This is a genomic window from Streptomyces akebiae, assembly GCF_019599145.1.
Lineage (GTDB): Bacteria > Actinomycetota > Actinomycetes > Streptomycetales > Streptomycetaceae > Streptomyces > Streptomyces akebiae.
On record NZ_CP080647.1, the window covers coordinates 6997107 to 7011270 of the forward strand.

Here is a 14164-nt window from a genome sequence, read left to right on the forward strand (position 1 = left end):
TATGACGTCTCAGCACCGTTACTCAGGCATAGCCCAGTTCCCTCGACCTGTGCCTGTGGACGTGGATGTGTTGGGCCTTGCCTTAGATGTGACGATCGGAGAACACCAGGTCACAGTGACCCTGCCAGTTCTAGAAGGCGACGCCCAGCTCACCCCGCTCCCTGACCGCCTTGGGAGGCTGGACCGACTTGCCGCGCCGCCGGACGTGACTGGTGCGCCACTTCCCCAGGATCTGCTGCGCGCCTTCACGGATGTGTGGGGGTACCGCAGCACGCAGCGCATCTGCTACGTCGAGGCTGTGGCTATCTCGCCGCTCCTCGGTACTGAGGAAGGCAAGCTGGACGGGGCTGTCCGTGATCTCGGTAACGACTTCTTCACGTGGTTCCGGATACTTCAGGAATGGGCCTGCGCCTGGAGCGGTGAACCGATGCAGGACTTCGACCCCACCCGTCCCTCTGCGGTGCACGTCGTGAATGCTCAGGGAGCAATCATCGGGAATGGGCTGAGACAACGCGGTGTGTACGTCTGGCCGGACCCCCTCAATAGTGCCCGAGTTGCTGGTGCGATGCGGCGTGCTTCGGCAGGAGAGTGGTTGCCGCCCGAGCACCGCACGTTGCTCGAAGCTGTGGAAGCCAAGATCGGGGCCATGCCCCGCAAGGCGGTAATTGATGCGGCTACATCTGTGGAAGTTGCACTGGCTGGATTCGTCACTCGTGAACTCACCAGCAAGGGTCTCGACGCTACTTTCATCGAAGAAGTGATCAAGGGCGTGAACGGGCTGATGAATCTGCACGCCCTTTGTACGGAACTGGGCGCGAACCCGGGGGTGTCCAAGAACAGGCTCGCCGCGCAACTTGCCAATGTCAGGAATCGGGCTGCACATGCAGGGGCAGTGCCCACATGGGACGAAGTCGTGGCTGCTTGTGATCACGCAGCCACGATCGTGCATGCCATTAGTCCCCTTCCTGAAGCGTGATGGAATATTCCGCTTCGTTGTCCTACGGCTAAGGGAGTAGCGTCGACGTCAGCGGCCGGATGGCGTTACGGCCCCATGAGGAAACGACCGGTCCGGCTGATGGCTACACTGATCATTGGCGCGGGGGCGCTGGAGACCTGTGGATGGTTTACGCATGACGCGCCCCTCACTCCCCAATCCGCTCGAACCGGTCGGGCACCGCCGTGACGGGCGGCCGATCTATCCGATGCTCGGGGCCTCGCCCGACGACGACTCCAACAAGCCCGGTGACGAGGGCGACGCCCCGAGCGGCGGTGTCACGCAGGAAGACCTGTCGCGGCTGCTGGCTCGCGAGAAGACCCAGGGCGGCCGGGCGGCCGTGAAGAAGCTGCTCGGCGACCTCGGCTTCGACAGCTCCGAGGCACTGACCGAGTTCATCACCACGAAGCGCGACGCCGACCAGGCCGCGCTGACCGAGGTCGAACGCCGTGAACAGGCCGCCGAGGAGAAGCTGAGGTCAGCAGAGACGCGCGAGGCGCAGGCCCTGGCCAAAGAGCGCGCCGCCATTCGGCGTGCCGCCCTCGGAGGACTCGGTGCGGCCGGAGACGATCTTGATGACGCGGTGCTCCTGATTGACCGTGCCCTGCACGACCAGCCCGACGCCGACGAGGCGGCTGTCGCCGCTGCCGCTGAGCAACTGAAGGAGCGGCGCCCCGAGTTGTTCGGCGTAACCCGGGAGACCGTGCCGCCCGCCCCTGGCGGATCCCCAGCTGGCGGCCCGCCGACGCGCGGAGGCATTCCACCTCGGCGCGGAGCGGCGGGGCTCGAAATGGCCCGCCGGCGAGGGCTCATCAGCGACTGACCACGTCGGCGAGACATGGCCGGGGACCACGCCCCTCTAACCGTGGACGCCCTTCCGGAACCCGGTCGGGCTGATCAGGGACCACGCCCTGGCGCGGCTCGGCCGCCGTCGTTTCGTGGACACCGCCCCTTGCAACTTGCGCCGGGTGCGGGAGGAATCCGATCCGAACCCATGAGGGAGACATCGTGAGCGACTACCAGGTCCTCACCACTGTCACGACGGTCACCGACGACCGGACGTGGCTGGCTTCACTGGACGGCGTCCATGAAGCCCAGACGGTCACCGTCGACACCAGCAAGCTGACGGCAGGCACTCATTACACGCCGGGCACGCAGAACCAGCGCCGCCACATCATCAAGTCCGGCATCCCGCTCGGCAAGATCACTGCATCTGGCCTTTACGCGCCGTACAACTCCGCAGCGAGCGACGGCACTCAGATCCTCGCCGGATTCCTCGTTGCCGAGACCGCGTTCACTCCCGGCTCTGCGAAGACCGCAGGCGCGCTGTTGTGGCGTGGCGAGGTGTACGCGTCGAAGCTGCCCGTCGCCTTCGCGCCCCCCGCCGCCGCGAACACGACCGCGTTCATCCACTACCGGTAAGGAGGCAGACCCACATGGCACTTGAGAAGCTTCTTGAAGCGATCGTCCCCGAAGACATCCAGGCGTTCATCCGAGCGATCACCACGCCGGAGGACTACCTCCTGACCCGCGAGGTGTTCGCCGAGCGGAACATCGACAACGTCAAGTTCCGTACGAAGAGCAGCAAGCGGCGCGTCAACGCGGCGAAGTTCCGCGCGTGGGAAGCCGCGCCGACGCTCGCCAGGCGGCGTGCCGAGCAGGTCATCAACGAAGGCATGCTGCCTTGGGTCGGCCAGGAACTGCCCTTCTCCGAGCTCCAGATCATCCTGTCCGCCGTCGACCGCGGCCAGGACACCAGCGAGTTCCTCGACCTGCTGTACGACGACCTCGAACAGCACGTGGAGGCCACGAAGGCCGCCATGGAGATCGCCGCCGGACAGATGCTGTCCACCGGTGTGGTGTCCCTGCCCGGAGTCGCCCTCGACGTCGACTGGAAGGTGCCGGCCGCCAACCGGCCGATGGTGGCGGTGCCGTGGTCCCAATCGGATGCGGCCACCCCGATCGCTGACGAGCTGGCGTGGATCCAGTACCTGAAGAGCATCGGCGCGCCGCGCCCGGAGCGGGTCATCAGCTCGGAGAAGGCGCTGTCGCTGCTCGGGTCCACGGCGGAGTACCGGGCCGCGTTCCACAACTCGCCGTCCACCGAGCAGATCCCGACCGGGATGCTCGCTCCGGAGGAGGTCAACCGGGTCCGCGCCAAGTACAACCTGCCGCCCGTCACCACCTACGACGTGCAGGCGTACGACAGCAGCGACAACCTGGTGCGCACGACCCCGGAGTCGCTGTGGGCGATGATCCCGCCGCGCCGCGAACAGTGGGGCGAGACCCAGTACGGTCTGACCGCCGAGGCGATCGAGCTGCGCGGCAAGGGCATCATCACTGCCGAGGAGGCCCCCGGCATCGTGATCACCACCCACGTGCAGACGCGCACCCCAGTCCAGCTGTCCACGATCTCCGCCGCTGCTGCGATGCCCGTGCTGTACGTGCCGGACATCCACATCGCCGCGACGGTCTTCTAAAGGGAGCTGGACATGGCGAAGTTGGCGCGCACCGTGTTCCTACGAGACCCCGAGCAGGGCCCGATCCGGCTGGAAGCGGGGGAGGAGGTTCCCGAGCGGCTCGCCCTGCTCATCGCGAACCCGGCCGCGTGGTCAGGGGAGGCTCCTTCTCCGGAGGAGGACCCCCCGAACCCGATTGGCGCGGACGGTGAGGCGAGAGACGCGCCCACCGCGGCGGATCCTGCCCCGGAGCCGGAGCCGGAGCCGGAGCCGGAGCCGGAGCCGGAGCCGGAGCCGGAGCCGGAGCCGGAGCCGGAGCCGGAGCCGGAGCCGGAGCCGGAGCCGGAGCCCGTCAAGGCTCCGAGACGCCGCGCCGCAAAGGCGGCCGGCGCAGCCGCGTAGGTAGCGGCCCATCACCAGGAGGCTCGGCACCGCCACGGTGTCGAGCCTTCCCTTGTACGACAGGAGCATCTGATGGACGTCGCTGTACGAGCCTGGCTGCTGGCTCAGCTCGGCCCCACCACGGACACCGCCGACCTGGACGCACGCTATGCGCGCCTGTCTTCCGCTCGCGCTGTCGCGAACGAGGTCTTGGCCGAGCGGCGCGCCAAGCTGCTTGCCGACCCGCTCCGCATGACCGTGGACGGCGTGGTCACCATCGACCAGAGCAACAACCTCGCAGGACTCGAACGCCAGATCACCGCGCTCGTAGACATGGTCGCGCCGGACGAACTGACAGAAGGAGACGACAGCACAGACCTCGTGACCGCGCCGCTGCTGCGCGCTCGCCGGGGCCGGTAGACCGGCATGCCGTACGAGTGGTCACCGCTGGTGCCCGGAGACCCGGACGAGATCGCGCGCCGCGTCGCGGCCGTACTCGAGGACGCCTGGCAGCGACTCGCCGCCCAACAACGCGCCGTCCTCACCCAGTTCGCCGGCAACCCGAGGGCGCAGCACTCCGTGGCGACGTTGGAGGAGTTCAAGCAGGCGATCCGTGCCTTCCGTCAACGCGTCGACCAGGAGGCCCGGCAGTTCGTCCAACGGCAGCTACCTCACCTGTACGCCGCTGGCGCTCAAGCCGCCGCCGAAGCTCTCGACGTAACCTTCACCTGGACCACCTTCCACCGCGACGCCCTACAGTCGCTCGCGGCCGACTCCTACGCCGACTTCCTGCGTCGCTCCCAGGAAGCCGAGCGAATGGCGAACCGGTTCTATCGGGCGGCACGAGAGGCAGCCCGCCGTGAGGTTCCACAACTGGCGGCGGGCAACATGACGGCGAAGCAGGCCGCGAAGAATCTGGCGGTCAGACTTGCCGCCGAACACCAGCTGACCCACGTCGTTTACCGCAATGGTGCTCGCGTCCCGGTTCGTGCCTGGGCCGAGGCCGCCACCCTCGCCAAGTCGGCCGTCGCCTACAACGCTGGCACCCTCAACCGCACCCGCCAGGCGGGCGTCACGATGGTCGAGGTCTTCGATGGCCTCGACTGCGGCTGGACCACCCATCAGGACAGCGACAAGGCCAACCGCACAGTGCGGACCGTCGAGGATGCTGCGGAGTGGCCCATCTCCCATCCGCGCTGTCGGCGGGGGTTCGGCCCACGGCCGGATCTGACGTCGGTCTGATGGGGGTCAGTGCTGTGATGGGACGCCGAGGTCGTCGAGGAGGCCGCGGACACGGCGCTCGATGTCGTCGCGGATGGGGCGGACGTTGTCGACGGTCTCGCCTGCGGGGTCGTCGAGGGTCCATTCGAGGTATCGCTTGCCGGGGAAGACCGGGCAGGCGTCGCCGCAGCCCATGCTGACGACGACGTCGGCGGCGCGGACGATCTCGTCGGTCCAGGGCTTGGCGAACATTTCAAAGCATGTGGAAGCGACACTTCGATGTTCCGACGGCCTGCGGCGTGACGGGAGCGCCTCCGGGGGGACCTACTGTAGGGCTCTGTCCGCCCAACCCCGCTGCCCAGGCCGTTGGCGGCCGGGCAGCGGGACGGGTAGATGCGCGATCTATCGGCGCTTGTCCTTCCACACCGTCACGACCGACGGCCGCGGAATGTTCCCCGGTCCGTCGGGCCAGTGTGACGCCGGGTTCTCCGCGGTGGCGCCCGTGACCTCGCCCGGGTGCTGGGCGGCGACCAGGATCCGGTCCTCGGTGATGATCGGGCCGCAGGTCTCGGCGGCCTTGGGCACCGTCAGGAACTGCTTCACGTGGCCTCGCTCGGAACCCTTGACCGGCACCACGAACAGACCGTCGTTCGAGCCCAGCGCGCTGCCGTCGGTGGCGATCCACAGGTTGCCATGCGGGTCGAAGGCGACGTTGTCGGGGCAGGAGATCGGGCTGACCTTCAACTTGTCGAAGCCGGCGAAGTACGTCGAGGGGTCCTCGGGGTCGCCGCAGACCAGCATCAGGCGCCAGCTGAAGGAGGTGGATGCGGCGTCGGAGCGGCGCTCCTCCAGCTCCAGGATGTGGCCGTGCTTGTTGCCGATGCGGGGGTTGGCCTCGTCGGGGCCGACCTTGCCGGCTGCTCCGCGGTCGGAGTTGTTGGTCAGGGCGACGTAGACGCGGCCGGTGGTCGGGTGCGGTTCGACGTCCTCGGGGCGGTCCATCTTGGTGGCGCCCGCCTTGTCCGCAGCCAGCCGCGTGAAGACGTACACCTCTTCGGCGGTCATGCCGGCTACGTGCGACACGTTGCCTGTGGCGAGCGGGATCCACTCGCCGCTGCCGTCGAACTCCCCGTCGCTCGGGAGCCTTCCGGTGCCGTCGATCTCGGCGGCCGGGCTGTCGCCGGTGAACTTGGCGACGTACAGGGTGCCTTCGTCGAGGAGTGTGAGGTTGTGCTCGCGGGCGGCTCGGCTGTCGCCCTTCTTGTACGTCTTGGTGGAGACGTATTTGTAGAGGTAGTCGAAGCGTTCGTCGTCGCCCATGTACAGCGCGACCCGGCCGTCGCGGGTGAGGCGCGGCTCGGCGGCCTCGTGCTTGAAGCGGCCCAGCGCGGTGCGCTTGCGCGGGGTCGACGTCGGGTCGTACGGGTCGATCTCCACCACCCAGCCGAAGCGGTTGGGTTCGTTGGGCTCTTTGCCGATGTCGAAGCGGTCGTCGAAACGCTCCCACTTGCGCGTGCTCGCGCCGGTGGGAAGGCCGTAGCGGGCCAGACGGGCTTTCGCGACCGGGTCGGTGACCGCGACGGCGTTGCCGAAATACTGGTTGAAGTTCTCCTCGCCGGTCAGCACCGTGCCCCACGGGGTGATGCCGCCGCCGCAGTTGTTCAGGGTGCCCAGGACCGTGCGGCCGGTGGGGTCGGCGTTCGTCTTGAGCAGGTCGCTGCCCGCGGCCGGGCCGGTGAAGCGGATCGGGGTGGTGGCGGTGATACGGCGGTTCAGCGCGTCGCCGGTCACCGGCCACAGGCGGCCGGAGCAGTCGTCCGCGCGGACCACCAGGACCGTCAGGCCGTGCGCGGCCCAGGCGATCTCGACCTGTTCGCGGGTCGGGGTGGCCGGGACGTAGCCGAAGAACATGATCTCTTCGTTGGTGTACTCGTGGTTCACCACGAGCAGCTGGTGGCCGCGGCGGCGCGGCAGGTCCAGCAGGGCCATGTAGTCGGCGTTGTATCCGAACTGCCGCGCCTGCGCCTTCGCGCTCTGGCTGTGGGCGTCGAAGCGGGGGGCTCCGGCCAGGACCGGGTCGCCCCAGCGGATGACGACCTGCTGGGCGTAGTCGGCGGGGATCGTCACGGCGTCCGCCGTGTTCGGGGCGACCGGTTCGAAGTCGAGGCCGCGCGACGGGCGGCCCCCGGAGGTCACCGCCGGTGCCGCAGCAGCGGGTGAGGCCGCGAGTGTCGCCCCGCCGGCGGCCAGTGCCAGCACGGCGCCGCCTTTGAAGACGCCTCTGCGGGACAGGGCCCGCTGTACGACGTCACCGAAGTACGGGTTGAGCGAGCGGTTGGGCGCCTCGTGGGAGCAGGAGTTGCCACAGCGGTATTCGCAGGTCAGGGCGGACCGGGCGGTGTTGTGGCCGGCGGGCAGCAGGGGCAGATCGGGCACAGTTCCTCCACGCATTCGGGTGCGGACGCGAGGCCACCGGTGTATAGGTGGATGTCGATGCATGACGCTAGGCGGGCTCCCGGCGCGCCGAGGCGGCTGAACGGTGAACTCCGTTCGAACTCTGACTGGCCGCCCGCCCCTCACGCCCGCACCGCTTCCGGAATGTCCGCCGTCACTTTAATCAAGATCGATCTATATAGATGGGTGGCTATAGTTCATACGGGAGGGGCTTCCCGTACACCGTCCGTTCATATAGTCAGACTTCGATCCAAGGTGTCAGAACGGAGCGCACAGCGCACCGATCCACCGCCGGCGCACCCGGCAGACACGAGGGTCGAGAGTCGTGAACATTTCCCTGTCATTGCGTCGAGCCAAGGCTCCTCTGGCTCTGACGGCGGTCGTCATGCTGGCCGCAAGCGCGTGTGGCGGTGCTGACGCGGGCTCCGGGAGCAGCGACGGTGACAAGCTGGCCGGGACGATCAAGGTCGACGGTTCCAGCACGGTGGCTCCGCTGTCCACCGCGGCGGCCCAGCTTTTCCAGGCGGAGAACGCCGGGGTCAAGGTCACGGTGGGCACGTCCGGTACCGGTGGCGGCTTCGAGAAGTTCTGCGCCGGCGAGACGGACATCTCCGACGCCTCCCGTCCGATCAAGGACGAGGAGAAGGCCGCCTGCGACAAGAAGGGCATCAAGTACGAGGAGTTCCAGGTCGCCAACGACGGTCTGTCCGTCGTGGTGAGCAAGGACAACGACTGGGCCGACTGCCTCACGGTCGAGCAGTTGAAGAAGATCTGGGAGCCCGGCTCCAAGGTGAACAACTGGAACCAGGTCGACTCCAAGTTCCCGAACCAGAAGCTGGAGCTGTTCGGCGCGGGCACCGACTCGGGCACCTTCGACTACTTCACGCAGGCCATCAACGGCGAAGAGGGCGCCTCCCGCACGGACTACTCGCCGAGCGAGGACGACAACGTCACCGTCCAGGGCGTCTCCGGCTCCAAGGGCGGCATGGGCTACTTCGGCCTGTCCTACTACGAGGAGAACCAGGACAAGCTGAAGGTCCTGAAGATCGACGGTGGTGACGGCTGCGTCGCGCCCGACACCAAGACGGTGCAGGACGGCGCGTACAAGCCGCTGTCGCGTCCGCTGTTCATCTACCCGAAGGCGTCCTCGCTCGACAAGGCCGAGGTCGAGGCGTTCGTCGAGTTCTACGTCGAGAACAACAAGAGCATCGCCGAGAAGTCCCAGTTCGTGCCGCTCAACCCCACCCAGGAGACCGAGCTGCAGAAGGACCTTGAAGCCCTCAAGGCCGCGCACAAGTCATGAGCTCTTCCGTCACCGGGCGGCAGACCGCTTCGGGAGGCCCCGGCTTCCTGAAGCGGTCCCAGCCGCGCTACGGCGAGAAGGCCATCAAGGTCCTGCTGGTGGCCGCTTCTCTGGTCTCGGTGCTGACCACCATCGGCATCGTCATCGCCCTCATCCCGCCGGCCGCTGAGTTCTTCGGCAAGGTGAACTTCGGCGAGTTCATCACCGGCACCAATTGGGCGCCCCTGTTCAAGCCGCCGCACTTCGGCGTGATCCCGCTGGTCGGCGGCACGCTGATGGTCACCCTCATCGCGCTGCTGGTGGCCGTTCCGCTCGGGCTCGGCGCGGCCGTGTATCTGAGCGAGTATGCCCGGCCCCGCGTGCGCCGCGTCTTCAAGCCGATGCTGGAGGTGCTCGCGGGCATCCCCACTGTCGTCTACGGCTTCTTCGCGCTGAAGGCGCTCACGCCGCTGCTGCAGGACGTCTGGCCGGTCGGGGACCCGCCGCAGGTCTTCAACGCCCTGTCGGCCGGCTTCGTGATGGGCATCATGATCATCCCAACGATCGCCTCGCTCGCCGAGGATTCCATGGCGGCCGTGCCGCGCGCCCTGCGCGACGGCGCTTTCGGGCTGGGCTCCTCCAAGATGCAGGTCTCCACGCGGGTGGTCTTCCCGGCCGCGCTCTCGGGCATCGTCGCCGCCGTCGTGCTCGGCATCTCCCGGGCGCTGGGCGAGACGATGATCGTGGCCGTGGCCGCGGGCGGACGGCCCAACCTGTCCTTCAACCCGCTCGAAGGCATGCAGACGATGACCGCGTTCATCGCTGCCGCCGGCATCGGCGACCTGCCGACCGGATCCACCGGCTACCAGACGATCTTCGCGGTGGGCTCCCTGCTCTTCGTGATGACTCTGGTGATGAACCTGGTCAGCATTCGCCTGGTGCGCAAGTACCGGGAGGTGTACGAGTGATGAGCACCGACGTCATCGACAAGGCCCCCGTGGCCCCCGAGGTGCCCCGCCTGAAGGGCAGGGGCAAGCCCTGGCGCGAGCGGTTCTTCGAGCTCAGCCTGTGGGCGTCCCTCGCCGTGGGCGTGATCTTCCTCGTCTCCCTCCTCGCCTACGTCGTGACCGAGGGCTGGCCGCGCCTGGACTCGCGGATCTGGACGAACTTCCCCGACATCATCGACCCGACCAACGCCGGCGCCCAGTCGGCGATCATGGGCACGGTCTGGGTCATCGCCTTCACCGCGGTGTACTGCCTGCCGACCGGCATCCTCACGGCGATCTACCTGGAGGAATACGCGGATCCCACCCGCTGGTGGAACCGTCTCATCGAGATCAACATCCAGAACCTGGCGGCCGTGCCGTCGATCGTCTACGGCATCCTCGGCCTCGGCGTCATCTCCCGCGGGCTGGGCTTCGGCCAGACGGTCATGACCGCCTCGCTCACCCTGTCGCTGCTGGTCCTGCCCACCGTGATCATCGCGTCCCGGGAGGCGGTCCGCGCCGTACCGCAGTCCATCCGGCAGGCGTCCCTCGCGCTCGGTGCGACGCAGTGGCAGACAATCTGGCGCCAGGTCCTCCCGGCCGCCGTGCCCGGCATGGCGACCGGCTCGATCCTTGCCCTGTCCCGCGCCATCGGCGAGGCCGCCCCGCTGCTGCTGCTCGGCGGGCTGACCTTCATCACCTTCAACCCCACTGGCGTGCAGAGCCAGTTCACCGTCCTGCCGATCCAGATCTTCAACTGGATCAGCCAGTCCCGTGCCGAGTTCACCGCGCTCGCCGCCTCGGCGATCGTGATCCTGCTGGTGATCCTGCTGGCGATGAACTCGGTCGCGATCTGGCTCCGCAACCGCTACTCCCGCCGCTGGTGACCGCCATGACCACTGCACACTCCACCGACCAGCTCCCCGAGCCCGGCCAGGAGGCCGCCATGTCCCAGCCCTCCGATGCCGCCGGCGGCACCCGGACCCCTCAGGTCTCCTACCGCCAGGCCCCATCTCTGACCAGCCCGGTCTTCGACGTCAGCAGCCTGTCCGTCTTCTACGGCGACCACGAGGCCGTCCGCGACGTCAACATGACCATCGGGCAGCGTCAGATCACCGCGATGATCGGCCCCTCGGGCTGCGGCAAGTCCACCGTGATCCGCTGCTTCAACCGCATGAACGACCTCGTGCCCACGGCACGGGTCGCGGGCAAGATCACCTACCACAACGAGGACCTGTACGGCCGTGACGTCGACCCGATCGAGGTGCGCCGCCGCATCGGCATGGTCTTCCAGAAACCCAACCCGTTCCCCAAGTCGATCTACGACAACATCGCCTACGGCCCCCGGGTGGGCGGCTTCAAGGGCAACCTCGACGACCTGGTCGAGGAGACCCTCACCCACGCCGCTCTGTGGGACGAGGTCAAGGACAAGCTGAAGACCTCCGCGCTCGCGCTGTCCGGCGGCCAGCAGCAGCGGCTGTGCATCGCCCGCACCATCGCGGTCAAGCCGGAGGTGATCCTCATGGACGAGCCCTGCTCGGCCCTGGACCCGATCGCCACCGCCAAGATCGAGGACCTCATGGAGCACCTCGCCCAGGAGTTCACGATCATCGTCGTCACCCACAACATGCAGCAGGCCGCGCGTGTTTCGCACCGCACCGCCTTCTTCACCGCGGACGTCGACGACAAGGGCGTACGACACGGCCGACTCGTCGAATACGACGAGACCGAGCGGATCTTCTCCAACCCCTCCGACCAGCGCACCGAGGACTACATCTCCGGCCGCTTCGGCTGACCGATGCCCACTTCGACGTCCGCCCCTTTGCGCGCTACACGTGAAGGAGTATTACGGGTGACACCCGAGGCACATCCGCCACCGGCGACCGCGGCCAGCGGTTCCGGCGGCCCAGACGACGGCACAAGCCCCGACCTGCTCCTGGTCGAGCCCGATCAGGAACTCGCCGCCAAGGCCCTGGCCCGTTTCGAGGGCGCGGGTATCCGCACCCATGTCTGCCACGACGGCGCCGAGGCACTGCTCCAGGCCGGGGCGCTCCATCCGCGCGCCGTACTGCTCGGCGCCCCGCTGCCGGTGGTGGACGCCGCGAGGGTCACCGAACTGATCGCCCGGCTCCATCCGGTGCCGGTCCTGGTGGGAGCCGGGCCCGAAGGGGCGGCGGAGGCGACGGCGGCGGTGGCGGCCGGCGCGATCGCCTTCGTCGCCCGCCCCTACCGGATCGAGGAGATCGCTCCCCTTCTGCGGGCCGGACGCGGCGAGGGCGACGACTCGGCCGCTCCGTTGAAGGTCGGTGACATCGAGCTTGATCCGGCGGGCTTTCACGTCTATGTACGCGGGCGCTCCCTGCAGTTGCCGGTCCGTGAATTCCTGCTGCTGCGCTACTTCATGGAACGCCCCAACAAGCTCATCAGCCGCACCGAGCTGACCCAGGCCCTGTGGGGCACCGACACCCCGGAAAGCAACACCCTCACCGTGCACGTGCGCCGAGTGCGCACCAAGCTCAAGGAGGAGGGGGAGAGCTGCTGCACCATCGACGCGATCCGCGGGATGGGCTACCGGCTGGAGTGCGGCACAGGGTGCTCGCCGAATACCACCTCGACGGCGTGAGGGCGGCGGTGGGCGGGCCGGAGGAGGACTCCTACATCGACCTGCCGCTGTGGGCCACGCGCTATCCCCGGTGGGGCACCGTCCACGGTCGCCACCACATCCCCGGCGTCGGCACGCTCTTCCACCGCAAGCCGTGGTACTCCGCGAAGGTCCGCGTACGGTTCCTGGCCACCGACCAGGTGCAGTGGCAGACCTTCACCACCGACCCGCAGACTCTCGTGGAGATCATCACCGCGGGCACTCTGGCCGAGGCGCGGACGCTGATCTCCCTGTGCCTGACCGACGCCGACCCGTGAGAGCGGGTGGCTTCACAGACTCCGGCCGACGGGCTGCTTGGCGGTGCCCCGTCGGCCGGCTCACTTCCGCCCGCTCACCCGTGTTCCCGCGACCAGGCTTGGGCCGCCGCCTGGACAGCGTCCCAGGGGGAGCCCAGCGGCGGGGTGTAGGAAAGATCGAGGTCGCTGACGCCGTCCACGCTCATACCGTGGAACAGCGCGGTCGCATACGTGTCCACACGCTTAGAGATCTCGGCGGTGCGACGCCCGACAAGCTGGGCGCCCAGCAACAGGCCGCTGCCGCTATCGCCGGTGATGCGGGCCGCGATCGGCGTGGCGCCGGGGTAGTACGCCTTGTGGTCGTCCGGGGCGCTGGCGGTGGTCACCGGCGTCCAGCCCCGTTCCGCCGCGAGAGCCTCGTGCTCGCGCAGCCCGGTCCGCGCGGCGACCAGGTCGAAGACCTTCACCACCTGCGTGCCCAGGCTCCCGGCGAAGCGCCGGTCGCCGCCGAGCGCGTTCTCGCCCGCGACCCGGCCCTGCTTGTGCGCGGTGGTGCCCAGCGGCAGCCAGGTCGTGCCGAGCAGGCGGTGGTGAGTGACGACGCAGTCCCCGGCCGCGTACACCCCCGGCAGGGACGTGCGCATCCACTCGTCGACGGCGATCGCACCGCGGAAGCCGAGTTCGGCGCCCGCTTCGGCGGCAAGCGCGGTGTCGGGGCGTACGCCGACGACGACCAGCACGAGGTCGACGAGACGGGTCACGGTGTCGCCGTCCGCACCGGTGGCCTCCACGCGCAGCCGGTCGTCGGCCTCCCGGGAGACGGCCTTGACGGTGGTGCCGGTCAGGACCTCGACACCGTGCTCGACGAGCTCGTCCCGCACCAGGGACCCGAGTTCGGCGTCGACCGTCGGTAGGACCTCGGGCAGCGCCTCGATCTGGGTGACGGAGATCCCGCGCATGGTCAGCGCCTCCGCCATCTCCAGGCCGATGTAACCGGCCCCGATGATCACGGCGCTGGCGGGCTGACGCTCCTCGATGCTGCGCTGAAGTCCGAAGGTGTCGCCCATGCTGTGCAGCAGATGCACGCCCTGCTCGGGCCTGAGGTCGGCCAGTCCGTCGATGGGCGGCCGGACGCTCACCGCGCCGGTCCCCACCACCAGGGCGTCGTACGCCAGCTCCTCGCTCCGCCCGTCCGCTCCTTGCACCGTCAGCTGCTTTCCGGCCGGGTCGATGCGTGTGGCCCGGGTGTCGACGCGCACGTCCATGCCGGTGGCCGCGAGGTCGGCGGCGGTGCGATGGGCGAGGCTGGTCCAGGGCGCGACCTCGCCGGAGATGTAATAGGGGATGCCGCAGATGGAGAAGTTGGGGTAGGCGTCGGCCACGACGACGGTGACCTCACTGGCCGGGTCGAGCTCCAGGGCGCGAAGGGCGGCACTGATGCCGGCATCGCTGCCGCCGACGGCGATCACACGGGTCACGGAAGGGCCTC

At 68.4% G+C, this 14164-nt stretch carries 15 protein-coding genes and 1 pseudogene; 13 read left to right on the forward strand and 3 right to left on the reverse strand.

The genetic code is table 11. From position 1 onward, the window contains the following. Position 1 precedes the first annotated feature (1 nt). The 7 genes from K1J60_RS30135 to K1J60_RS30165 all read left to right on the forward strand — a co-directional run bounded on the left by K1J60_RS30135 (position 2) and on the right by K1J60_RS30165 (position 5076). Positions 2–976, forward strand: coding sequence for a hypothetical protein (locus K1J60_RS30135; RefSeq protein WP_220648943.1), 975 nt, complete (start codon positions 2–4; stop codon positions 974–976). A gap of 154 nt (positions 977–1130) precedes the next feature. Then, positions 1131–1817 carry a hypothetical protein gene (locus K1J60_RS30140; RefSeq protein WP_220648944.1) on the forward strand — a complete coding sequence of 229 codons (687 nt, stop codon included), beginning with the start codon at positions 1131–1133 and terminating at the stop codon, positions 1815–1817. Between the two features lie 185 nt (positions 1818–2002). Next, positions 2003–2416 carry a head decoration protein gene (locus tag K1J60_RS30145; RefSeq protein ID WP_220648945.1) on the forward strand — a complete coding sequence of 138 codons (414 nt, stop codon included), beginning with the start codon at positions 2003–2005 and terminating at the stop codon, positions 2414–2416. 14 nt (positions 2417–2430) lie between these two features. Next, on the forward strand, positions 2431–3474 hold the full coding sequence (locus tag K1J60_RS30150) for a major capsid protein (RefSeq protein ID WP_220648946.1): 1044 nt from the start codon (positions 2431–2433) through the stop codon (positions 3472–3474). A gap of 12 nt (positions 3475–3486) precedes the next feature. Continuing rightward, positions 3487–3855 (forward strand): hypothetical protein, encoded by a 369-nt coding sequence (locus K1J60_RS30155; RefSeq protein WP_220648947.1) that lies wholly within the window; start codon positions 3487–3489, stop codon positions 3853–3855. 72 nt (positions 3856–3927) lie between these two features. Then, complete coding sequence (locus K1J60_RS30160) at positions 3928–4254, forward strand: hypothetical protein (RefSeq protein ID WP_220648948.1); 327 nt, start codon at positions 3928–3930, stop codon at positions 4252–4254. A 6-nt stretch (positions 4255–4260) separates the two neighbouring features. Then, the gene (locus tag K1J60_RS30165; protein ID WP_220648949.1) at positions 4261–5076 is read left to right on the forward strand and encodes a hypothetical protein; all 816 of its coding nucleotides are present in this window, start codon (positions 4261–4263) and stop codon (positions 5074–5076) included. A gap of 6 nt (positions 5077–5082) precedes the next feature. Here the strand turns inward: K1J60_RS30165 and K1J60_RS30170 are convergent. Next, a pseudogene (locus tag K1J60_RS30170) lies at positions 5083–5298 on the reverse strand (arsenate reductase ArsC); the annotation flags it as partial. A 159-nt stretch (positions 5299–5457) separates the two neighbouring features. Beyond that, the gene (locus K1J60_RS30175) at positions 5458–7491 is read right to left on the reverse strand and encodes a PhoX family protein (RefSeq protein ID WP_259407983.1); all 2034 of its coding nucleotides are present in this window, start codon (positions 7489–7491) and stop codon (positions 5458–5460) included. Positions 7492–7834: 343 nt separating this feature from the next. Between K1J60_RS30175 and K1J60_RS30180 the strand changes: the two genes are divergently transcribed. Genes K1J60_RS30180 through K1J60_RS30205 form a run of 6 tightly spaced genes read left to right on the forward strand, consistent with a single transcriptional unit; the run spans position 7835 to position 12696 of the window. Then, a complete protein-coding gene (locus K1J60_RS30180) occupies positions 7835–8812 on the forward strand; it encodes a PstS family phosphate ABC transporter substrate-binding protein (protein ID WP_220648951.1) in 978 nt (325 codons plus the stop codon). Continuing rightward, positions 8809–9759, forward strand: coding sequence for a phosphate ABC transporter permease subunit PstC (gene pstC, locus K1J60_RS30185; RefSeq protein ID WP_220648952.1), 951 nt, complete (start codon positions 8809–8811; stop codon positions 9757–9759). Before K1J60_RS30180 ends, pstC begins: the two co-directional genes overlap by 4 nt. Continuing rightward, positions 9759–10664, forward strand: coding sequence for a phosphate ABC transporter permease PstA (pstA, locus tag K1J60_RS30190; RefSeq protein ID WP_220648953.1), 906 nt, complete (start codon positions 9759–9761; stop codon positions 10662–10664). The genes pstC and pstA overlap by 1 nt, the downstream gene beginning before the upstream one ends. Positions 10665–10723: 59 nt before the next feature. Beyond that, complete coding sequence (gene pstB / locus K1J60_RS30195) at positions 10724–11572, forward strand: phosphate ABC transporter ATP-binding protein PstB (RefSeq protein WP_259408333.1); 849 nt, start codon at positions 10724–10726, stop codon at positions 11570–11572. Between the two features lie 57 nt (positions 11573–11629). Continuing rightward, complete coding sequence (locus K1J60_RS30200) at positions 11630–12400, forward strand: winged helix-turn-helix transcriptional regulator (RefSeq protein WP_259407984.1); 771 nt, start codon at positions 11630–11632, stop codon at positions 12398–12400. After that, positions 12370–12696: a hypothetical protein gene (locus K1J60_RS30205; RefSeq protein ID WP_220648955.1), complete on the forward strand. Its 327-nt coding sequence runs from the start codon at positions 12370–12372 to the stop codon at positions 12694–12696. The genes K1J60_RS30200 and K1J60_RS30205 overlap by 31 nt, the downstream gene beginning before the upstream one ends. 74 nt (positions 12697–12770) lie before the next feature. On the opposite strand, the gene K1J60_RS30210 is transcribed toward K1J60_RS30205, so the two are convergent. Then, on the reverse strand, positions 12771–14153 hold the full coding sequence (locus K1J60_RS30210) for an FAD-dependent oxidoreductase (protein ID WP_220648956.1): 1383 nt from the start codon (positions 14151–14153) through the stop codon (positions 12771–12773). Between the last annotated feature and the right edge of the window lie 11 nt (positions 14154–14164).